This is a genomic window from Flavobacterium sp. FlaQc-28, from assembly GCF_044007415.1.
In the GTDB taxonomy this organism is placed as follows: domain Bacteria; phylum Bacteroidota; class Bacteroidia; order Flavobacteriales; family Flavobacteriaceae; genus Flavobacterium.
The window spans coordinates 269306-293395 of sequence record NZ_JBIPCM010000006.1; the positions used below are offsets into that span (position 1 = coordinate 269306).

General features: G+C 34.2%; 15 protein-coding genes. 6 read left to right on the forward strand and 9 right to left on the reverse strand.

All coding sequences use genetic code 11. The annotated features are described in order from the left end of the window. Positions 1-5 precede the first annotated feature (5 nt). From ACHRVL_RS16785 to ACHRVL_RS16815, 7 genes are all read right to left on the reverse strand, one after another. Positions 6-3002: a glycoside hydrolase family 3 N-terminal domain-containing protein gene (locus tag ACHRVL_RS16785; protein WP_395414632.1), complete on the reverse strand. Its 2997-nt coding sequence runs from the start codon at positions 3000-3002 to the stop codon at positions 6-8. 114 nt (positions 3003-3116) lie between these two features. Continuing rightward, positions 3117-4622 carry a sodium:solute symporter gene (locus ACHRVL_RS16790; protein WP_089053074.1) on the reverse strand — a complete coding sequence of 502 codons (1506 nt, stop codon included), beginning with the start codon at positions 4620-4622 and terminating at the stop codon, positions 3117-3119. 159 nt (positions 4623-4781) lie between these two features. Next, positions 4782-5609 carry an N-acetylmuramic acid 6-phosphate etherase gene (murQ, locus tag ACHRVL_RS16795; RefSeq protein ID WP_089053075.1) on the reverse strand — a complete coding sequence of 276 codons (828 nt, stop codon included), beginning with the start codon at positions 5607-5609 and terminating at the stop codon, positions 4782-4784. Positions 5610-5654: 45 nt separating this feature from the next. Further along, entirely contained in the window at positions 5655-6854 is a 1200-nt protein-coding gene (locus ACHRVL_RS16800; RefSeq protein WP_395414635.1) for an exo-beta-N-acetylmuramidase NamZ domain-containing protein, read from the reverse strand. A 109-nt stretch (positions 6855-6963) separates the two neighbouring features. Continuing rightward, entirely contained in the window at positions 6964-7866 is a 903-nt protein-coding gene (locus tag ACHRVL_RS16805) for a hypothetical protein (RefSeq protein WP_395414637.1), read from the reverse strand. A 26-nt stretch (positions 7867-7892) separates the two neighbouring features. Continuing rightward, positions 7893-9506 (reverse strand): SusD/RagB family nutrient-binding outer membrane lipoprotein, encoded by a 1614-nt coding sequence (locus ACHRVL_RS16810; protein ID WP_395414639.1) that lies wholly within the window; start codon positions 9504-9506, stop codon positions 7893-7895. Positions 9507-9516: 10 nt separating this feature from the next. Beyond that, positions 9517-12597, reverse strand: a complete 3081-nt coding sequence (locus ACHRVL_RS16815; protein ID WP_395414641.1) for a SusC/RagA family TonB-linked outer membrane protein — start codon at positions 12595-12597, stop codon at positions 9517-9519. Between the two features lie 244 nt (positions 12598-12841). On the opposite strand from ACHRVL_RS16815, the gene ACHRVL_RS16820 reads away from it, so the two are divergent. The 6 genes from ACHRVL_RS16820 (at position 12842) to ACHRVL_RS16845 (ending at position 22514) form a co-directional block, all read left to right on the forward strand. Then, positions 12842-13591 (forward strand): DeoR/GlpR family DNA-binding transcription regulator, encoded by a 750-nt coding sequence (locus ACHRVL_RS16820; RefSeq protein ID WP_129022747.1) that lies wholly within the window; start codon positions 12842-12844, stop codon positions 13589-13591. Between the two features lie 149 nt (positions 13592-13740). After that, the gene (locus tag ACHRVL_RS16825) at positions 13741-16656 is read left to right on the forward strand and encodes an FAD-binding and (Fe-S)-binding domain-containing protein (protein WP_395414643.1); all 2916 of its coding nucleotides are present in this window, start codon (positions 13741-13743) and stop codon (positions 16654-16656) included. Positions 16657-16698: 42 nt separating this feature from the next. After that, positions 16699-17517 (forward strand): alpha/beta hydrolase, encoded by an 819-nt coding sequence (locus ACHRVL_RS16830; RefSeq protein WP_395414644.1) that lies wholly within the window; start codon positions 16699-16701, stop codon positions 17515-17517. Positions 17518-17900: 383 nt separating this feature from the next. Beyond that, entirely contained in the window at positions 17901-19382 is a 1482-nt protein-coding gene (locus tag ACHRVL_RS16835; protein WP_395414645.1) for a glycoside hydrolase family 10 protein, read from the forward strand. 4 nt (positions 19383-19386) lie between these two features. Beyond that, positions 19387-20679 carry a serine hydrolase domain-containing protein gene (locus ACHRVL_RS16840; RefSeq protein ID WP_395414646.1) on the forward strand — a complete coding sequence of 431 codons (1293 nt, stop codon included), beginning with the start codon at positions 19387-19389 and terminating at the stop codon, positions 20677-20679. Positions 20680-21104: 425 nt separating this feature from the next. Further along, on the forward strand, positions 21105-22514 hold the full coding sequence (locus ACHRVL_RS16845; RefSeq protein ID WP_395414647.1) for an MFS transporter: 1410 nt from the start codon (positions 21105-21107) through the stop codon (positions 22512-22514). Positions 22515-22577: 63 nt separating this feature from the next. Here the strand turns inward: ACHRVL_RS16845 and ACHRVL_RS16850 are convergent, their stop codons facing one another. Further along, positions 22578-23000 (reverse strand): hypothetical protein, encoded by a 423-nt coding sequence (locus ACHRVL_RS16850; protein WP_395414648.1) that lies wholly within the window; start codon positions 22998-23000, stop codon positions 22578-22580. After that, positions 22984-24090, reverse strand: coding sequence for an efflux RND transporter periplasmic adaptor subunit (locus ACHRVL_RS16855; protein ID WP_395414649.1), 1107 nt, complete (start codon positions 24088-24090; stop codon positions 22984-22986). The genes ACHRVL_RS16850 and ACHRVL_RS16855 overlap by 17 nt, the downstream gene beginning before the upstream one ends.

Below are 24090 nucleotides of genomic sequence, written 5' to 3' on the forward strand. Positions count from 1 at the left end.
GTTCCTTATTTGATAACAGCTTCCTGAATTATCTTTTGAATATCTTCTCTAATTTTTCCTTTAGATAATTTATTCTCATCATTCACTACCTCTGGATAAGTTCTATTGGATAAAAATACGTAAACAATTTCTGTTTCTGGGTCAACCCAAGCTATGTTTCCTGTAAATCCAGTATGACCAAAACTCGCCTCAGAAACACAACTGCAAGTTGGTCCGCCTTTACCAACTCTTTTGTCAAAACCTAAACCTCTCTGAATTCCTTTGTCTTTATAATAGCAAGTATTGAAAGCATCAAATGTTTGCTCAGAAAAATAGTGTTTACCGCCGTAATTTCCTTTTTGTAAAAACAGCTGCATCATTTTGGCAACATCCATAGCATTAGAAAAAATTCCTGCATGACCAGCAACTCCGCCTTCCATAGCGGCAGCCATATCATGAACGTATCCCTGAATAAGCTGATGTCTAAAGTAGGTATCAATTTCAGTAGGAGTGATGCTGTTTTTATCAAATTTATTTAGCGGATTGTAAAGTGTATTGTTCATGCCAAGTGTGCTGAAAAAGTTTTCTTTACTTAGATCTTCTAATTTTTTATGTGTTTTCTTTTCTAAGTATTCTTTCAAAATAATAAAAGTAAAATCACTGTATTTGTATTCTTTTTTAAGAGCTACTGGGCTTTTTGCAATAATTTTCATGATAGTGTCATGATAATCATTTCGAATAAAAAGACTGTCTGCAACTTTTGTCGAAAAATTAGAATCAGCTGTTTTGCGATAGTATTTTGCAGAAGGTTTTCCATCACTGTCTAGTGTTGCTTTGTAAAACGGAATCCAAGCCTGCAGTCCTGCGTAATGCGTTAACAAATCCTTGAAAATGATGTTTTCTTTATTTGTTTTGGCAAAAAACGGAACCATATCTTTTAGTTTGGTATCTAAAGTTACTTTGTTTTTATCATACAATTGCATCACATTTGGCAGCGTAGAAATCATTTTCGAAATCGAAGCAACATCATATAAATCTGAATTGGTAACCTTTTTTTGATTGTCATAGGTTTGATAACCGTATGATTTCTGAAAAAAAACTTTTCCTTTTCGGGCAGCCAATACTTGCATTCCGGGAGTCATTTTTCCGTCAATTGCTTTTTGGGCAATCGCATCTATTTTAGATAAAACAGCAGAATTCATTCCCACATTTTCTGGAGTTGTAAATCCTAAACGGTTTATTTTTTCGGTTGATAATCCATCATTAACTTTAAACGAATCATTAATAGATACAGGCAGTTTTCCTTTTGCATCGACAGCACCAAATAGTATTTCTGCAGAAACTACTTGACTTATATTTGAGTTTTGATACGAAACAACTAATCCTTCAATATCATCAAAACTTGTAATAGGCAGCAACGAATAAGGCTTAGTGAAAATATCCAAAATCACTTTGTTGTGTTTGGCAATTTCTTGTAACCAAAGCAATTCAGTATCTGTGAAATTCTGCTTTTCCCAAGTTTTATTTAGTTTATGAAAACCAATAATTACCGTGTCGTAATTTTTTAGTTCTTGATTTAAACTGTCAATATTAGTATTTGATACTTCTGTAACTTCAGTATATTTTTTTAAAGTAGTTACAAAAGTGCTGTTAACATCATCTCCTAGTTTTACATACGCTATTTTTTGATCTAGGTTTTTGATAGGAAGAATTTCTTTTTCATTTTTCAAAACCGTAATTGCATTTTCGTAAAGTTTATAATGCAAAGCGTCGTTTTGTATTGGATTAAGATCACCGTTGATATTATTCATATCGATCGGTTTGTACTTGTTTAATCCCGCTTTAAATTTATAATGCAATATTTTTTTTACTGAATGTGCCAAACGTTCTTCGGTAATTACACCTTGAGCATAAGCTTCTTCTAATTTCTGAAAAGCTTCGGGTACATTATCAGGACCAAGAAAAATATCATTTCCAGCAAGAAGAACAGCTATTTCTAAATCGCCGGGACCTTTAAAATCAGTCGCGCCTTTCATGGCTAAACCATCAGTAAAAATCAAACCGTTGAAGCCTAATTCTTTTTGAAGCAGATTAGTTACAATGTTATAAGAAGCAGAAGATGGAATGTTAGTTTGCGGCTCTAAACTTGGAATATTTAAATGCGCAACCATTACAGAAACTAAACCTTCGTCGAAGGTTTTTTTGTACGGATATAATTCAACCAATTCAAGTCGCTCTTTCGAAAAATCAATTAAAGGTAATGCTTTGTGCGAATCTACAGATGTATCGCCATGACCCGGAAAATGTTTTCCTGTGCAAAAAACACCTTGACCTTGCACACCATTCATTAAAGCAATGGCTCTATTGCTTACATTGACTTTGTCTTCGCCAAAAGAACGGTTGCCAATAATTGGATTTTTTGGATTGGTATTAATGTCCAGAACAGGAGCAAAGTTGAAATGAATTCCGATACGTTTGTTTTCATTGGCCATATTTCGTCCCACATTCTCAATTAAACTCAAATCCTGAATGGCTCCCAAAGTCATATTCCAAGGATAAATATAAGTTGAATCTAAACGCATGCCTAATCCACATTCACCGTCAATAGCAATAAATAAAGGTACTTTTGCTTTTGACTGATACAGGTTCGTTAATTTTGCCTGACGAACAGGTCCTCCTTGGAAAAAAATTAATCCGCCTACTTTATAATCTTGAATTAATGCACTGACTTCTTTTGTATGCAGGGAATCTCTATTAGAATAGGCCGAAATCATAAACAACTGACCTATTTTTTCTCTTGCCGACATTTTGTTGTAAATACTATCTACCCAAGCAGTTTCTTTATCAGAATCTTTAAAAAAAGTTTTTTTCTCAGATACAGGCTTGGCTTTGTAAACAACGGTATCTTTTACAGGAATATCTGTTTTTACAGCAGTAATTGCAGTGTTTTTTTTAGAAGCACAATTGGTAATCAAAAAAAGAAATGCGGCGTATAGGCTGATTCTTATGAAGTAATTTTTCATAATATATTTTGTTTTGAACGAATAGACTTTAATTAGCTTCTACCCATTAAAAGATGTTTTTCAATGGGTGAGCTTTTATTTTATTTAGCAAATTGGGCTTGCTTTTTATATAGTTTAAAAAGATATTTTCTCGCTGCTTCGTGAACTTGTCAGGTATAATCCTAAGTAAGTTATTAACCCGTTTATCACTATTAATTCATTATCAAAAACATATCCTGAAAATAATAATTTCGAATTTTCATTGATTAAATAGGTAAAGAAAGGAGACAGTAAACATAGTACTGGAACTAATTTATCATTTACATGTCTTGATTTTTGGAACAATCCAAAAGCATACAAACCTAATAGCGGACCATAAGTATAAGAGGCAACTTTAAATATCATTCCAACAACTGAACTGTCATTGATAGTATTGAAAATAATGATTACAAAGAAAATCAATATCGAAAAACTAATATGTACTAAATGTCTTGTTCTTACAGTGTTTTTTTTGTTGTTTTCGGCTTTGTCCATTCCTAGAAAGTCAACACAAAAAGAAGTCGTTAATGCGGTCAAAGCTGAATCTGTTGTTGCAAAAGTAGCAGCAATAATACCTAATAAAAATACAATTGCGGGAACAACAGCTAAATGATTCAGTGCAATTTCAGGAAAAAGTAAATCAGTTCTTGGTTTGCCTGTGATTAAGTCAGTTGGAATTGCGATTCCATTTTTATCAGCATAAATATACAACAAGGCTCCAACGCTTAAAAAGAAAATGTTAATGATAACAAAGATTCCTGTAAACGTAAACATATTTTTTTGTGCTTCGCCAATATTTTTACAGCTCAGATTTTTTTGCATTAAATCCTGATCCAATCCAACCATAGCAATAGTCACAAACATTCCGCCTATTATTTGTTTTATAAAATGGAATTTACTTCCCATGAAATCATCAAAAAAGAATATTTTAGAGTAGTTACTGTTTTTAACTTCTTCAAATGCTCCAATGGCACTTAAATCCATACGGTCGCAAATAAAATAAATGGTAAGAAAAACTGATGTTACCAAGAAAAATGTTTGTAAAGTATCTGTGATAATTATGGTTTTTAAACCGCCTCTATAGGTATACGAAAAAATAAGAATTAATGAGATAAATACCGTAAATGCAAAAGGAATATTATAAAAATCAAATACAAATCGCTGCAATACAATTACAACCAGATAAAGTCTGAAAGCAGAGCTTACGGTTCTGCTTATCAAGAAAATTAAAGCTGCCGTTTTGTAGCTGTAAACACCCATTCTTTGCTCGATATAGCCATAAATTGACGTTAAATTCATTCGGTAATATAGCGGTAACAACAATTTTGTAATTATTATAAAACCTATTGCATTCCCCAATACAAACTGAAAATATTTAAACTGCTCACCGCTTACTGCTCCAACTTCTCCGGGAACTGATATAAAAGTTACTCCTGACAGAGCAGTTCCAATCATTCCAAAAGCAACTAAGTACCATTTTGAGTTTTTATTAGCTGTAAAAAAGGCATCATTTCCACTGTCTTTTTTACTCACTTTATGCGAGATATAGAATAATGTTCCGAAATAAATGATAATAAGAAGGAGGATGGTGCTTGGTGTCATTTTATAGTTTTAGTGGTTTTGGTTTTGTGAATAGGGAGGCTTAAAGTTTAAAAATCAGTACTACTTTGTAGATTAAACCCAACAGACTATAAAAGCTGTTAGGTTTAGGTTTAAACTTTTAGTTGTATAAATCTATAAAAGATTTGAATAGTTTGGTTATTAGATTTCTAGATTTTTATTCTGTGCTAATAAAACCGCTCTTACGCTTTTGTGTTTTTTTAATAAATCAGAAGCTGTTTTTTCATCAATCTGCAGTTCCTCAACGATCATTTCTACACCTCTTTGAACTAATTTTTTGTTAGACAACTGCATGTCGATCATTTTGTTGCCGTAAATTCTTCCTAGTTTAATCATAACTGATGTTGAAATCATGTTTAAGACTAATTTTTGAGAAGTTCCTGCTTTCATTCTAGTACTTCCTGTTAAGAATTCCGGTCCTACGATTAGTTCAATAGGATGATCTGCTTGTTTAGAAATCAAACTGCCGCTATTGCATGAAATACTGCCGGTTATGATTTTGTTTTCACGTGCTTTTTTCAATCCGCCAATAACGTAAGGAGTATTTCCAGAAGCAGCAATTCCTATCACTACATCTAAACTAGAAATATCATAAGCAGATAAATCTCTCCATGCTTGATCGACATCGTCTTCGGCATTTTCTACCGCTTTTCTAATAGCAGAATCTCCGCCGGCGATAATACCAATAATCCAATTGTCTGGAACTCCAAAAGTAGGAGGACACTCAGAAGCATCTAAGACCCCAATTCTCCCTGATGTTCCTGCTCCAATATAAAAAAGTCTTCCGCCAAGTTTCATTTTCGTAACGATTGCGTCGACTAATTTTTCAATGTTCGGAATTTGTTCTTCAACAATTGCGGCTACTTTTTTATCTTCATTATTTATATTTGAAAGCAGTTCGTTGGTACTCATTTTATCTAAATTTGAGTAAAGAGATTCTCTTTCTGTATCTGGATTTGCTTTTGACATTTTTGATTTTTTTTAATTTTTAATTTTTCTTTACTGCATTAAAATTTATTGGTAGATCAGATATTTCATTCTCATTTTTTTGAAGGCTTCTAAGTCCTTCCCCCAGCTTTTTCTGATAGTATCTTCAGAAATTCCGCTTTCAATTTGTTGTTGCAATTTCTTAGTTCCCGCCAGTTTTGTGAAAAAAGGATTAAAGAATTTAGTTTTATCACTGGTATTTTGATATGCTTTAAGCAGCCATTTCAATTCCAGTTGTTTTAGTTTAGGATAAGTAGTCAAATCTTCGCCAAAACATTCTACACCATTATAGACTGGATCTTTGGCTCCAAAATTAGGTTTTGGAGTAAAACTGAAGTTTGTTTTTACTAAGTAAGGCGAGCCGTAAATTTGGAATTGTTTTTCTGTTCCTCGTCCCATGCTTACATTCGTCCCTTCAAACAAACACAAACTTGCATATAAATTTATAGATTGATCGTTTGGCAAATTTGGAGATGGTTTTGCCAATAAACTATAATCCATTTTTCTGTTATAATTAACGCAAGGAATTACAGTTAGTTTACATTGCGCTGCATTTTTAAGCCATTTTTCTCCATTGATCATTTTTGCATATTCGCCAATAGTCATTCCGTGGAGCAGCGGAATAGGGTGCATACCTACAAAACTTGTAAACTCTTTTTCTAAAAGAGGTCCGTCTACAATACCGCCATTTGGATTTGGTCGATCCAGAATTATAAGCGGAACATTATTTTCAGCGCAAGCTTCCATTACATAATGTAAAGAAGAAATGTAAGTGTAGAATCGCGCGCCTACATCTTGTAAATCAAAAATCATGACGTCGATTCCAGATAATTGTTCTGGTTTAGGTTTTTTATTGTCTCCGTAAAGAGAGATTATCGATAATCCCGTTTTAGAATCTTTTCCGTCAACTATGTGTTCTCCCGCATCAGCAGTTCCTCTAAAGCCATGTTCTGGTGCAAAGATGGTTTGAATGTTTATTTTTTTCTCTAATAGAAAATCTACAACGTGCTTTTTGTTTGATAAAAGACCAGTTTGATTGGTAACAATGCCAACTTTTTTATCTTTTAATAAAGGAATATATTTTTCGAAATTATCAGCTCCTGTTTTTATTTCATTACTGATACCATTGATTTTATTTTTAATAGTTCCTGTTGACGAATTTGCATTCGACGCATTAGAAACAATTAAAAATAGAATAAAAGTGATTTTTTTAAAGGCTTGAAACATAATACAAAAGTTTAAATTACAATTAAAATTACGCTTAATAAAGGGAAAAAAACAAAATAGGATAATTAAATCGAACCACTTTAATCAAAAAGTGGTTCGATTTTTAAGTTTATTTATTTGTTATGAAAGTAACAGATGGTGCATTTAAAGTTGCAGATGGTAATCCACCGATAATTCCTCTGCAATAAATTGTGTAAACTCTTCCCGCTCTAGGAACAAAAGCAGTATTTGCTGGTGAATTGGCAAGATTCGCAATTGTAGTTCCTGTAGTTGTTCCCGGAACATTTGTTGGAGAACCTGCAACACGAACCTGCAATTGATATCCTCTTGTATCTATTGGGTCTTGAGGCTCAATAGCAATGTATTTCTCGTTACCGCCCTTAAATGTTACATTTCTATAAGTATAAACTTCTTTTGTAGTAACTGGCGTTGCACCAATAGTTGATGTTTCTTTAATTAATCCCAAATCATAACCTGCAGGTGCGGAATTGCTGATAACATTTATAAAACGAATATAGGCTTTAGTCTTGTCTAAATCAGCAACAGCTAAATCATCATTTAATTGATAAAGAGAATATACCGGCGGCGTAACAGACGGCGGTGTTGATACTAAGAAACTCGTATAATATTTTCCCGTTTCAGTAGTAATATTTCCATTGAAAATGCTAACTGCAGGAGTTGCAGGCGTTAAAACACTCAAAGGCTGTGTTCCCGGTTTCATCAAAACATAATTAATTGGCACTGGATATTGAGCGCCATAACTCATTCCGATTTGCACTCCGGTTGTAGAACTTACAGCCGAAATTTTTTCAGTTCCTGTAAAGTAATTAATTTGAAAATTAGTTCCATTTGGACCAACAGCTGTGTGAATAAATTTTACGTTAGAAGCATTTGCAATTCCTTCTTTACTCTGATAAGGAGTCTGGTCGTTTTCGTCGCCGCAGGATGTAAATGCAAGCACTCCAAGAATTGGAATAATTGACTTTTTTATGGTGTTAAATATATTTTTCATCTAATAGATTTTTAGTTTTTAAGAAATTAATTTTTAGAAAACCACATTTCTTGAGTATGGTAATCTACCTTATCTGCTCCAATCGCTTTTAAAGCATCAAAATTCCAAACATATTCTGAGTTAAATCTCGGACGAACTCTGTATGGTAATTTTCCATTATTGTCAACAAATACACCTCCGTTTGGTGTAAAATTCATTGTTCTGTAAATATTTACATCATAATGATATTTACGCAAATCTGTCCAAGTTTCTAGCATGCCGTAACCAAATAAAGCTACATATTTTTGAAGCATGATATGGCTGATTGTCAAGTTTGCAGCCGTTGGAACGATATTGACATTGGTTAAGAATGCTGTTTTTTCAGCAGCAGTAATTGTCGATGTAATAGGGAAAATTGTACTTACAACAGTATTTGAATTTACAAAATCGATATTGGCGTCAATTGCTTTTTTGTAAGCATCTAAAGCCATGGCTTTGTCTCCTTTTATAAAAGCTGCTTCAGCTTTAATAAATTGAATTTCTGAATACGTCATTAAAGGGAAATTTGCTTTATCTCTAAAAATATATCTTCCCGGAGTTGTAATAGTTCCTGCAGCATACGTTCCATAAATATTTGGAATTCTGCTTACGTTTGTTGCAACTGTAGAAGCTGTAGTATTTAACGGGTTTCCATTAAAAGTATATTTACTCGGATCTGGATTTGCAGCAGATGCCGGAGCTAATTCAGATTGACCTACAGACGGTGCTAAAACTCTAGAAATTCTAGGATCTTTTGCGCCTCCAAAAAGAGTTCCGTCCATTGTTCTCACAGCAAAATCAGTTTGACGGTAGGTATTGAAGTTATTTCTTCCAGGACCATAAAAATTGATGTCTGCAGCTACTGTTCCGTTGTATCTAATTAAAGCATTATCTGCATTAGAAGCCAATGATTTATCGCAGTACTCAATTACTTTATCTGGGTTGTACGAAGCTTTATTGATTTGATTGTTTAAGTTTCTAGCCAAAACTCCATAAGCAAACTTAACCCATTTAGAGCGGTCTCCGCCGTACATTTTATCTCCTCCAGCAGTGTAAGTCTGAGAAACACTTCCGTCTGTACGGTTTAAATCTATTAAACCTTCATTTAATAAACGAACCACTTCAGCATATACTTGTTCCTGAGGAACATAATCAAAAGAAAGACGTGAAGTAAAAACTTGATCAAAATTAATTAATTCAGAATGATAATCTGTTGCAACCTGCCAAGTCCAAGCTCTAATTACTTTTGCAATACCAGTAATATCATGGCGTTGTTCCGAAACTGCTTTTTCTTGTAATTTGGTTAAGTTTAAACCAATAGAAAAATAAGCCATTTTCCAGATTTCGCCACCTGTATCACTATTTGATTGATATCCAAAACGATCCCATTCACTTCCTACAGCACCAGCCGTAGCAGTACTGAAATTTTGAGTGTATCGTCCTAAACATCTGTTGTCAAATTGTAATCCCACAGCCATTTGCTGCTCGATTGGAGGCAGTAAAGCTGGTGCCGAAACATCAACAGGAAAACTTGGATTTACGTTTATATCTTCTAAGTCGTTGCAAGAAATCATTGTGGCTACAAGACCTAATGCGGCTATATATGTTTTAATATTTTTCATGGTCAATTAATTAAAGTCCGATTTTTAATCCTAAGTTCAAACCTCTTGGTGTAGAAACTACTCCAAAGTCAAAACCTGTTCCTCCAGCACCTCCAGTTGAAGCATTAGTTCCATTAACCGAAGGATCAGCTCCAGTATAATTTGTAATGATAAAAACATCGGTCATTGTTACATAAAGAGAAAGTGCGTTAATGAATGTTTTTTTCAATATTTCAGAAGGCATTTTATAGCTTAAAGTAATATCTCTCATTCTTAGCCAGTTGATGTCTTTTTCGACAAAATCAGCGTCGATAGCACCAGTTCTGTAATATTCGTTTTGAACGCTTGGTCTTACCGGAATATTATTTTGTGTTGGAGTAGCTGAGTTTTCTAAACCATCTCTTAAAACACCTTTTACAATTCTTGTTTGTTCACGATCTAAAGTTTTAGTCGATAAACCGTTTTGGTACAAATAGAATTCAGTTCCGTTGTAAATATCGCCGCCTTTTCTTATGTCTAACAAGAATGATAAACTAAGATCTTTGTATGTAAAAGTATTTTGTAAACCAAGCATAAAATCGGGATTTCTGTCTCCAATAATTTTAAAGTTTGGATCTTTTAAAGCATAACCGCTATTTGGATCGATTAATGGCTCGCCTGCATTATTTCTCAAATAATCATTTCCTGTTAAAGTCGTTAATGGATTTCCAACAGTTACACCGCCGCGAACATTTCCGTAAAGCCAAGTGTCTGAAACATAATATTCAGAAATAACAGAAGGAAGATTTAATAATTCAGAACGTGTTTTGCTGAAGTTAGCACTTACATTCCAAGTAAAATTATCATTTTGTATTGGTGATGCGTTTAAAGTAATCTCTAAACCTTGGTTTTGTAAATCTCCAAAGTTTGCAGAAGTTACAACGAATCCTGTTCCGTAGCTTAAACGCATATTTCTTAGAATCGGATCGATTGTTTTTGTGCTGTAAACCGCAACATCTAATCCAACGCGGTTGTTAAAGAATTTTAATTCTGTACCCAATTCAAATGATTTACGGAATTCAGGTTTCAAATTCGCATTTGCTCCAGTAACACCATACGCATAACCACCGTCTGTAGTTAATTGCGGATTGAAAACGGGTTGTGCAGAATATGGAGAAGGGATATTAGCTGCTTCTGCATAAGAAGCTCTCAATTTTCCATAAGAAAGTGTTTCTTTATTTTTCAATCCGTTTAAGTTTGTGAAAACAAAACTCGTTGAAACAGAAGGATAGAAAAACGGATCTGGTAATACAGAAGTCCAGTCTTCACGCCCAGTTAATGTTAAATAAACGGTTTTGTCATAATCTAAACTCAACTCAGAAAAGAAACCAATAATTTTACTTTGAATAATTCTCTCCTGAGATCTTTGCGTTGTAGCATCAGTATTGTTGATAGAGTAGAAGTTAGGATCAAAGAATCGGCTTCCTGTTGTAGATAAAATTCTAAAATCATTATCATTAACTGAATTACCCACCATAAGTTTGGTATTGAATTTTCCGAATGATTTTTTAGCGGTAGCCAATAAAGTAGTGTTTAAATTACTGGTATTAGAATAGTACGATTCGATGTAACCTCCTGGAGTAATACCCGCAGCAGATTCTGGATGAATGGCTCTGTAACCTTGGGCAGAATTCACATCCCAGCCCACACGACCTGTAAAGTTAAGCCAAGAAGTTGGGTCGTAAATCAATCCAACATTGGTAACAAAACGATTATTAAAATCTTCAGATAAGTTTTTGTTTACATCCCAGAACGGATTATCAGTTTCGGTATCTAAAACACCAGTCGTAATTTTTCTTCTCGTTCCGTCAGCATTTAAATAATTGCTGGCGTCATCATTTGCCGGCCATGTTAAAAGCGAAAGTAAATATCCTGCATCTCTTACACCTGGAATTTGAACAGCAGATCCAGCTCCTTTTGCTGCTTTTTGATTGTCTGATTTTGTAAAACTAAAACTAGCTTCAGATTTTAACTTTGAAGATAATTTTGCAGTAGCATTTAAATTAGCAGTCAAACGGCTGTAACCTGTATTCGGAACAACACCTTCTTGCTCTAAGTTTGAAAGAGATAATCGGTACGAAGTAGTTTCTGTACCCGCTTCAAATGAAAGATTATGATTGGTCGAAACGGCAGTCTTGAAGAAATTTTCAACATTATTATAAAATTGAGTTCCCGGTTCGTAAGCCGTTCCAAATTGTCTTCTATAGTCTGGATTGTTTACACCGTCAGAACCTCTTTGATATACTTTTTGAGTTTCTGGAAAACGGTATAAATTGTCGAATCGTGTATTAGTAGAATAAGTAAGTCTTCCAACGCCTTTTTTACCTTTTTTAGTAGTAATTACGATTGCACCATTTCCAGCCTGCATTCCGTAAAGGGCTGCTGCCTCCGGTCCTTTTAAGATAACCACAGATTCAATATCTTCTGGGTTGATATCTGCACCTCTGTTGGTGTAATCCTGCGTTCTGTTTGGAGCATTAGAAATAGTCAAAGCTTGATCCATTGTTTCGTTGCTTACCGGTAAGCCGTCTACAACATACAAGGGAGAGTTGCTTCCACTAAGCGAATTTACTCCTCTTAACTGAATCGCTGCCGAAGCACCCGGAGCACCAGAAGTGCTTGTTACATTTAAACCTGCAACACGACCTTGTAATGCAGTAGCAAAGTTAGGACGCTGTGTGTCTGCAATTTCTTTACCTTTTACTTCCTGAACAGCATATCCTAAAGAAGATTTATTACGTACAATACCCATTGAACCCACAATTGTTACGTTGTTTAAGGTTTGTGCACTTTCAGAAATAACAATTTTTAAATCATTTCCGTTTACAATAACTTCTTTGTTGTTAAAACCGATGTAAGACACTTGAAGAACATCACCCTGACGGGCTTTTATCGTAAAAGTTCCATCAGCTCCTGTAGAAGTTTGATCTTTAGATCCCTGCACTAAAATGTTTGCTCCCGGCAATGAGTTTCCACTACCATCTGTGACTTTACCTTTTACGGTTGAATTTTGGGAATAACCTGCGAGTATTCCGAAAAAGAAAAGTAAAAGAACTAAATACTTTTTTTTCATATTGGCTTAATTGTTTTGGTTAGAATGGCGAAATTTAGAAAATATTTTCAAATAAATGCGGGATTGTGTATTTTTTTTCAAAAAATTATTCAAATACTGCAAAATAACGCACTATTTGAATGTTTATTTTTTCTGATTTTACTTTTTAAGCTTTAAAATGCAAACTATTGCGGTTTTTTGTGGAACATCTTCCTGCAATTGAAATATTTGATATATTTGTGTTGAATTTTAACATTTTCAAAATATGCTGAAAGCCGAGAGACATAAATATATAATGACTAAGCTCATTGAAGAACAGAAAGTTGTCACCACAGATTTGGCTTTGGCTCTGGATTTGTCAGAAGATACAATTAGAAGAGATTTGAATGAATTGGATAGTAAAAAACAGCTGGAGAAGGTGTATGGCGGGGCTATTCAGGTAACAGAGAAATCTGTTGATCTTTTTAATATTGCAATCTCTGCCGAAGACGAAAAGAAAAAAATTGTTACTAAGGCATTGTCATTATTGCATGATGACCAGGTTATTATAATGAGCGGCGGAAGTACCAATTTGGTTTTTGCAAAATTAATTCCCTCAGATTTAAAAGCAACTATTTATACATACAGTTTACCAATCGCAATGCAATTGTCACAACATCCAAATATTGATTTAATATTTATTGGAGGTAAAATGCAAAAAAACGCAATGGTTACAATTGGTATGGACGTAATTCAAGTTGTGTCTAAAATTAAAGCCGACATTTGCTTTATTGGAGCCAGCAGTATTAATATCAAACAAGGTCTTACGGAAGTTGGGTATGAGATTTCAATTGTTAAGAAAGCTATGATAGAAGCTTCTGATAGAGTTGTTTCAATGTTTTCTTCAAATAAATTAAATACTAAAATGCCTCATGTTGTTTGTGATCTTAATCAATTAGACACCATCGTTACAGAATTGGATCCTGAAGATGCAAGGTTGGAAGAATATAAAAAATCAGGCGTTTTTATATTGTAACTAACTTTTTGATTAGGATTTACTGCATTATGTTGCGTTATTTTGATTTTATTTTGTTAAATCACGCAAAATAATGAAATTGGTTTGTTTTTTGTATATATTTGTTAAATTAAAGTTTGTCATTTGTATCAAAAAACAAAACTCATTCAATGCCCGATTCTCTCCAATTACAACAATTATCCGATTCTCTAGAAGGTACTCTTTTATATGATGATCTTCATAAGAAACTGTATGCAACAGATGCTTCTGCTTATAGAATTATGCCAGAAGCCGTTGCGATTCCTAAAACAGAAGAAGATATTGTAAAAATCATTCGCTTTGCTTCAGAAAACAATATTTCAATAACACCTAGAACCGCAGGAACTTCTTTGGCGGGTCAAACCATTGGAAACGGAATTATTGTAGACGTTTCTAAACATTTTACTAAAATTGTTGCTTTTGATGCCGAAAAGAAAACCATAACAGTTCAGCCCGGAGTAATTCGCGATGAATTGAATTTATATTTAAAACCTCACGGATTATTTTTTAGTCCAACCACTTCAACCACAAATCGATGTATGATTGGTGGAATGGTTGGAAATAATTCATCAGGAACTACCTCAATACGTTACGGCGTTACCCGCGATAAAATTGTAGAGTTAAAAACAGTTTTAAGTGACGGAAGTCTTGCCGTTTTTAAGGATTTGACTTCAGCAGAATTTATAGAGAAAACAAAAGGCGATTCTTTAGAAAGTAAAATCTACCAAACCATTTACAAGGAACTTTCGAATAAAGAAAATCAGGAAGAAATTAAGAGAGAATTTCCAAAACCTGAAATTCATCGAAGGAATACAGGTTATGCAATTGATGCATTATTAAAATCAGAACTTTTTTCGGGCACTGAAAATACAATCAATTTAGGGAAATTACTTTGCGGAAGCGAAGGAACTTTGGCATTTACAACCGAAATTACTTTGAAAGTTGATGATTTGCCGCCCGTAAACAATATTATGGTGGTAGCACACTTTCATACCATTCATGAAAGTTTGGAAGCTGTGGTTACAGCAATGAAACATCATTTGTACACTTGCGAAATGATGGATGACACTATTTTAGATTGTACCAAAACGAATAGAGAGCAATCTAAAAACAGATTTTTTATTGTGGGAGAACCAAAAGCAGTTATTATGCTTGAAGTAGGATCGCATATTAGTATGGAAGATGCCGAATTACAGGCGGATGCTTTGATTAAGGATCTTCAAGATAACAATTTTGGATATGCGCTGCCTAAAATTTACGGAGCCGATATTGATAAAGTAAATGAGGTTCGAAAAGCAGGTTTAGGGCTTTTAGGAAGTATTGTAGGCGATGATAAAGCAGCCGATTCTATCGAAGATACTGCAGTTGAACTCAGCGATCTTCCAAATTACATTGCTGATTTTGCAGCCATGATGGAAAGGCACGGACAAAGTGCAATTTATTACGCTCATGCGGGAGCGGGAGAATTGCATTTACGCCCGAAGATAAATTTAAAAACAAAAGAAGGGTTACATCAGTTTAGAAATATATCTACTGAAGTGGCTCATTTGGTAAAAAAATATAAAGGTTCATTAAGCGGTGAACATGGCGATGGAATTTTAAGAGGAGAGTTTCTGCCTTTTATGATTGGTGACAAAAATTATGAACTGCTGAAACGAATAAAAAAAGCATTTGATCCCAATACCATTTTGAATGTTGGAAAAATTGTAAATGCTTCTAAAATGGATGAAAATCTTCGTTTCGAGGCTGGCAGAGTAGAACCAGAAATTAAAACGATTCAGGATTTCTCTGATAGTTTAGGAATTTTGCGTGCTGCCGAAAAATGCAACGGTTCTGGAGACTGTCGAAAATTACCTTCGGCGGGAGGAACTTTGTGTCCAAGTTATCGTGCCACACGAAATGAAAAAGATACCACTCGTGCGAGAGCAAATGCGTTGAGAGAATATTTAACCAATTCTGAAAAAGAAAATAAATTCGACCACGAAGAATTATATAAAGTATTTGAGTTGTGTGTAAGCTGTAAAGCCTGCGCCAGCGAATGTCCGAGTAATGTAGATGTAGCAACTTTAAAAGCCGAATTTTTATACCAATATCAAAAAGCAAATGGATTTTCTGTTCGCAGTAAAATTTTTGCGTTCAACTCGAAATTGAATAAGTTTGGAAGTATTACGCCATCAATGACCAATTTTGTTGCCAATTTATCTTTGGTTAAAAAGAGCATGGGAATTGCTCCTGAAAGACAAGTACCGCTTTTGGCATCCAAAACTTTTAAAAAATGGTACGGAAAAAATAAAAAAACAGCAGAAAATAATTCTTTTAAAAACGGAAAAGTATATCTTTTTTGTGATGAGTTTACCAATTATTACGATGTTTCTGTTGGTATCGATGCATATGAATTACTGACAGCTTTAGGTTACGAAGTAATAATTACAGATCACGAAGAAAGCGGAAGAGCCTTTTTGTCAAAAGGTTTCTTGGAAGAAGCGCAGGAGATAGCCAATAAAAATGTGACTATTTTTAAAGATTTAATATCTGAAGAAATTCCCTTAATAGGAATCGAACCATCGGCGATATTGACGTTTAGAGATGAATATCTCCGATTAGCAAAAGATAAAGAAAGTGCCGAAAAGCTGTCAAAAAATGTTTTTACAGTCGAAGAGTTTTTCAAAAGAGAAATTACAAAAGGAAAAATTCATTCAGGGCAATTTTCTGATACAGCAAAAACGATAAAGATTCACGGACATTGTCATCAAAAATCATTAAGTACTGTTGAAGCTTCATTTACAATGCTTAATGTGCCCAAAAATAGTTCGGTTACAATTTATAATTCGGGCTGTTGCGGAATGGCAGGTTCATTTGGTTATGAAAAAGAGCATTACGAAATTAGTATGCAAATGGGAGAGGATACTTTGTTTCCAAAAATTCGTGCAACCGATTCAAGAACGGCAATCGCGGCTGCAGGAACCAGCTGTCGTCATCAGATTTTTGACGGGACAAATAGAAAAGCAATGCATCCCGTAACAATTTTAAGAGATTGTTTGAAATAAGTTTTTCAAATTTGATCTTCTAACAGTTTAAAACAAGATTTTATGAAAAAAGCAATCTGCACTTTACTTCTGACACTCGTATTTTTTTCTGCAAAAGCGGCTAAAATTGATACTATTCAGGTTTTTAGTGCTTCGATGAATAAGAACATAAAAACCTGTGTAATTGTTCCTGATGGATATAAAAAAAGCAAAAAGAAATTTCCGGTCGTGTATCTGCTTCATGGATACAGCGGGAATTATGCCACTTGGGTAAAAAGTTTTAAAGATGTTGGTAAACAAGTTGATCAATACGGCTTTATTGCCATTGGTGTTGATGGGAATTATTCAAGTTGGTATTTTGACAGTCCGATAGATCCTGCTTTCAAATACGAAACTTATGTTATCAATGAATTAGTTCCTTTTATAGATAAAAAGTACAAAACAGTTGCAACTCGCGAAGCTAGAGCCATAACAGGTTTAAGCATGGGCGGACATGGAGCTTTGTATTTATCTTTTAAACATCAGGATGTATTTGGTGCAGCAGGAAGTATGAGCGGCGGTGTAGATTTTCGTCCGTTTCCTGAAAAGTGGGATATCAAAAAGCGACTTGGTGCTATAACAGAATTTCCTGAAAATTGGGATAAGAATACGGTAACCAATATGCTTGATTTGGTAAAAAACAGCCATTTAAAATTGATTATAGATTGTGGTGTAGATGATTTTTTTATTGATGTAAATAGAGAGCTGAATAAAAAAATGCTGGCGTTAAAAATAAATCACGATTATATCGAACGCCCCGGACAGCATAATACAGAATATTGGGAAAACTCTTTAAAGTTTCAATTGTTGTTCTTTAATAATTTTTTCAATCAGAAAAATTAAAGTTAAGTAAGAGATTGTGTGTTGTGATGTTGTAAAATGAAAAAGAGCGCATATATTTTGGTTGGTTATCCTAACAGGTTTCAAAACCTGTTAGGTTTTTTAGTTACGAATTAATCTAGCTAAATCTGTGTAAAAAAACAGCCACTGATTAAAAGGATTTTTGTTTGCCACTAATTACACGAATTTCCACAAATTAAATCTGCTTGATCTGCCATCCCGATAGCTATCGGGAGCGTAAAAAAAAAATGCACAAAGATTAAAAGACAAATTAAAGATAACTTAGCGAACTTTATGTGAATTTTTACTCCCTATAGCTATCGGGATTGCGGTTAAATTTTTCAACGATAAATACAAACTATACTAAATAACCAAAAATAGTACTTATGAAAAGTCTAAAATTTTTACTACTGATACTACTGTTTCAAACGAAACTTTTCAGTCAGGAATCACCAAAAAGAGAGATGCGTGCAGCTTGGATATCGACCGTAGATAATATTGATTGGCCATCCAAACCGGGATTGTCAGACAAGCAGATGAAATCTGAAATGATTACCATTTTGGATAATTTACGATCTAATAATTTGAACACTGTAATTTTTCAAATTCGTCCAACTGCCGATGCGTATTACAAGTCGACAAAAGAGCCGGCATCGCATTGGATAACAGGAACTCAAGGCGTTGCTCCTGGATTTGATCCGCTGCAAATGATGATTGATGAAGCGGGAAAAAGAGGAATGAATGTTCATGTTTGGCTAAATCCGTATCGTGTACAAAAGGATACAGTTAAAGAAGTATTGGCTAAAACTCATTTGTATTTTAAGAAACCAGAATTATTTTTGACATATGGAAAATCGAGATATTTTAATCCAGGGTATAAAGAAACCAGAGATTTTGTTGCTTCTGTAGTAGGTGAAATAGTTCGAAATTATGATATTCAAGCGATACATATGGACGATTATTTTTATCCATACAAAATCGAGGGACAAGAGTTTCCAGATGAAAAAGCTTTTGCAAAAGAACCGCGACAATTTAGAGACAAAGACGACTGGCGAAGAGACAACGTCGATTTAATAATCAAACAAATTCGAGATACCATAATTGCTAATAAACCCGAAGTGGAATTCGGAATTTCACCTTTTGGCATTTGGCGAAATATTGCAAAAGATTCAGACGGTTCTGATACCAGAGCGGGAGCTACTAATTATGACGATTTGTATGCTGATATCTTGAAATGGCAGAAAGAAAACTGGATCGATTATATTACACCGCAATTGTATTGGCACATTGGTTTTGACAGAGCTAATTTTGAAGTTTTGGCAAAATGGTGGGCAGCGCACAAATACGGAACTAATGTGTATATCGGTCACGGCGATTATAAAATTTCAAAAACGGCAAAAGAACCAGAATGGAGAAGTCCAGATCAAATTGTAAAACAGATTGAAATGATTCGCACGATGCCTCAAATAGACGGTTCGATGCATTTTACGGCAAACTCATTTCTTAAAAAAGGAGATACATTAAGAAATGCTCTTATCGAAAAACAATACAAGTATATTGCTTTAACGCCCGAAGCAAACAGAATTACAAGAATAAAACCACAACCGCCTACAAGCGCTTCGATTGCTCATAAAGGCGATAAAGCAACGCTTACATGGAAGGCAGGAATCAATGACAAGAAATACGTAATTTATAAATTCCCAAAAGGAAAGATAACTGATTTTTCTAATCCAGCGAATATTTACTACGTAACAACAGCCGTAAAATTAGAAGTTCCAAATGCTGATTTAGAAAATTATATTTATGCTGTTTCCGCGTTAAGCCAGACGCAAACGGAGAGTGCTCCAGTCGAATTTATAAAGAAATAAAACAATGAGAAAAAGTGTATTACTGGTTGCTGTTTTTCTTATTTCGTTAAATACGATACAAGCACAGAAATTTGAGTCGGCAAAAGTAGAACAAAACGACGTTTATATTGATTCGATGATGACTCATGCGCTCGAAAAAGGTTTTTTTCCAGGAGCTCAGATTATTGTAGGTACAGGAGATTTTAATCTGATATCCAAAAATTATGGTTACCATGATTATACTAAAAAACAATTAGTAAAAACAGACGATGTTTTCGATTTGGCTTCGATGTCTAAAGTTTTAGGAGCAACGCTTGTTACCATGCGTTTGGTTGGAGAAAGCAAAATAAAGCTTACTGATCAAGTTGGCAAAATTGTTCCGTTTTATAAAAATACTGCCATTGCCGATTTAACACTTTTTGAATTATTAACGCATACTTCAGGATTAAAAGCAAGTATTACTTTTTATCAAAGTTTGCTTTCAACACCTGATGGTTCTCCTTTATTGAGTGATAAAAAATCAGAGAATTATCCCGAATTGTTTGATACAATGTATGTAAACAAGAATATTGTTTATGATTCGAATTATCTTTCTTTTGTTCCTAAAGAAAATTGGATTCAGATTTATAAAAATATGTGGTTAAATCCTGAATTTTATAAAACGGTTTACGAGCAAATTTCGGTTGCAAACACTAACACACGAGGGAAATATGTTTACAGCGATCTGAATCTGCTTTTGGTAAAACAAATGATCGAAGCAAAAACGGGAAAGAAACTAGATCAATTGACAAATGAAATTTATACTGAATTAGGCATTTCGAAAATTGGATATAATCCGCTAAAATGGACTTCGATAGAAAATGTAATGCCAACTGAACTGGATAATTTTTTTAGAAAGGACACCATTAAAGGATATGTTCATGATGAAGCGGCTGCTATTTTTGGCGGTGTTTCTGGAAATGCAGGTTTGTTTGCAAATGCAGAATCGATTGCTGTCATCTGCAAAATGTTAATGAACAATGGAAACTACAAAGGAAAGCAAATCCTAAAAGCAAAAGTGGTAAAAGAATTTACAGATTCGCCTCTTGCTAAAGAGGGAATTTACCGCGGACTTGGTTTTGATAAACGAAAACCAGACGAATTTTTTAAAGCGAATGATTTTGGACATACTGGTTTTACAGGAACTTTTTTCTTTATGAATCGTGATACTAATCGATTTTTGATTATTCTGACCAATCGCGTGAATCCTACACGAACAAACAGGTTAATGTATAAAGATGATTTTAGTACCAAAATTTGGAGACAAATCAATAAGTAAAAGGTTAGCCGTCGATAAAATAGATTAAAATGGATTTTTGTTTGCCACGAATTACACAAATTTCCACAAATCAAATCTGCTAAATCTGCCAAATCTGCGTGAGAAAATACAGCCACAGATTGAAAGGATTAAAATGATTTTTTTTGCCACGAATTTACTTCGTCTATTCGCTGTCGCTCGAGTCACGAATTATCACAAATTAAATCTGCATAATCTGCGTGAAATAAAAATAATTCGTGAAAATTAGTGTAATTGCTTCGCCTGTTCGCTATCGCTCGAGTCGTGGCAGATAAAGTGGCAAATTAAAGTAGTTTACAATGGACAAGAATGTTTTTTGTATCTTTATTCATAGGATGAAATGGAAGTTTGGGTGTCAAACTTTTTTCTGAAAGAATAAACAAAAGAGCTCAATTCTAAAAGTAACTATGATGACAGTAACTACAGAGCAGAATAATGAAGCGATTAAAAAGGTTCTCCCCATTATTTTAGCGACTTCTATTTTTATGCAGATGCTGGATTCGACAATTTTGAATACTTCGCTGCCTTCTATTGCTAAAGATCTGCATGAGTCTCCGCTGGATATGCAAAATGCAATTATCAGTTATGTTTTAACTTTGGCGCTTTTTATGCCGGTAAGTGGTTTTTTATCGGATAAATTTGGTACGAAGAAAGTTTTTATTTTTGCTTTGTTTTTATTCAGTCTCGGTTCTTTATTTTGCTCACTTTCTCAGAATTTGACGCATTTAGTTTTAGCTCGAATCGTTCAAGGTGTCGGCGGAAGTTTGATGACGCCCGTAGGAAAGCTGGCACTTATTAAAACATTTCCTAAAAAGGAATTGCTTAAGGCGATGAACTTTGCCATAATCCCTGCTTTAATTGGGCCGGTTTTAGGACCTTTGGTAGGAGGTTATATGGTTGATTATTTGTCGTGGCATTGGATTTTTTTGATCAATATTCCGTTTGGACTTATCGGAATTCTTTTAAGTTTGAAATATATGCCCAATTATAAATCTAAGATTATTGATTTTGATTTAAAAGGCTTTTTCATCTTTGCGGCAGCTTCACTTTTATTGTCTATTTCGTTGGAATTATTTGGTAATACGGTTCGTGTTTCGCCGGTTTTAGTGATATTAATGTCGGGATTTTTAATGCTGTATTGGTATTATCGACATGCTTCAAAAGACAATAATCCTATTTTTCCTTTAAATTTATTTCAGGTACGAACGTTTAGAGTGGGTATTGTTGGTAATTTGGCTACCCGTTTAGGGATTAGTTCAGTTCCGTTATTATTACCAATGATGATTCAGATCGCTTACGGACAATCGGCTGTGGTATCTGGATGGATTGTAGCGCCTATGGCTCTGACCGCGATGTTTGGAAAATCGGCGGTGATTGGTATTTTGAACCGATTTGGTTATCGAAAAACGCTAATGGTGAATACTTTTATTATTGGTGTTTTAATTTGTTGTATGGCTATTCCATCTATTCATACTTCTATATATTGGTACGTTCCTATTATTGCGGTATTGGGTTTCTTTAACTCGATACAATTTACTTCGATGAATTCAATTTCTATTGCCGATTTAAGGCAATATCATACAAGCAGCGGTAATTCATTAATTTCGGTAAATCAGCAATTGGCGATTGGGTTTGGTATCGCTTTTGGATTGCTGGTTCTTAAAATTTTTCAAGGTGATGTAAAACTTATTCATAACGAAATTCATAATGCTTTTAGATACACTTTTCTAGTGGTTGGTTCTTTAACTATTTTATCTGGATTGGTTTTTAGAAGACTGCATTTTAAAGATGGTGACAATTTGAAACCAGCCGATTAATACTAAATAAAAGCCTGTAAATTTTTAGTTTACAGGCTTTTTAAAATTTGAAAGCAATCTTGATTAACTGCCGGATTTAATAAAATTTAGATAATTTTCTTCTGATTCAAAATAAGCGACATTTCCTTCTTCGTTTAACGAAATAATATAAGCGGAAGCTTTATCCACTTTTTTCCCAGTATGCGGATCTACAGCTGTTCGAACACTTTCTTCGTTTGAAATTCGTTCTACACACATATTGCAGCAGCCGTAATACATTTTTCCTTCAAACGGAACTTCCATTTGTTTTTTGCCCATATGAATGTTGTTTACCATACAGACTTCTTCATTAGTTACATGAATTCCTTTTGGTGCAGCAAAAGTTTCTTTTACAGGTTGTTCAATGCTTTTTTGCGCAATAGTTTCTTGTTTTTTCTCTTGTTTTTGACATGATGCGATTACCAAAGCTATTGCTCCGATAATAAGGTATTTATTTACTCTTTTCATTTTTTTGTTTTTTAATATTTGTTCCTTCTAGTATTTCTTCAGTAGCTTTCATTAAAATTTTATCTTCTTCATTCAGTTCACCAAAAACTTCAACTTGATCGGCTAAAGCACGCCCTTTGGTTACGGGAATATTTTTAGTCAAACTGTTTTCAATTCGAATTACATAAACGCCGGTATTGCTTTCTACTAATGCTGTTTTAGGCACAAAAAAAGTAGGTTCATTTGCCTGCAGCGGAAGCATGGCTTCTGCAACCATTAATGGTTTTAGTTCTTTATGAGCCTGCATAATATCGGCTTCAATTTTCTCAGAACGAAGTTTGAAATCTAAAACTCCCGATTTACGTGAAATTTTTGCCATGTACTTTTTATTAGGAATAGAATTTATCTTAAAATGTATAGAATCTCCTAATTTTAAATACGGTGTATTGGCTTCGGGTATCGAAAGTGAAATACGCAGTTTTTTGTTGTCCTGTATAACTAATAACGGCTTGTCTGAACCTTTCCCCATTGGTCCAACATACGAACCTAAATCTACATTTCGTTCTGCAACAATTCCGTTAAACGGCGCTCTGATTATCAAATAATCGTTCATGACTTGTATTTCCTGATAGGCTGATTTTGCGGCTTCGAGTTGTGCTTGATCAGATAATTTTCGGGCTGTTATTTGATCTAATGCATCTTTTGCAATAGCACCTTTTGTTTCATTAGCCTTAAACATTCTGTCATAATTCGATTTTGTTGCTATATATATGGCTTCCTGCGCTTTCCATTTTGATTTAGCTGCAGCTAATTGTGCTTGAATTTCGGGTGCTTCCAAAACCATGATAACTTGCCCCGCAGTAACTGTTGAACCAATATCTACTGACATCTTTTTTACATAACTATTGACTTTTGCATAAATAGAAGTTTCACGATCAGAGATTAATTCGCCCGCAAGTTTTAAGGGAACTAATGGATTGCTTTTTTTTATAGAAATAGTTTCAAAACTTTGCATCATCATTGGCATTGCTGCCATTTTTTCTTCTTTCTGAGGTGTTGAATTGCATGATGCAAATACAATTCCTATTAAGATATAATATACTATTTTCAT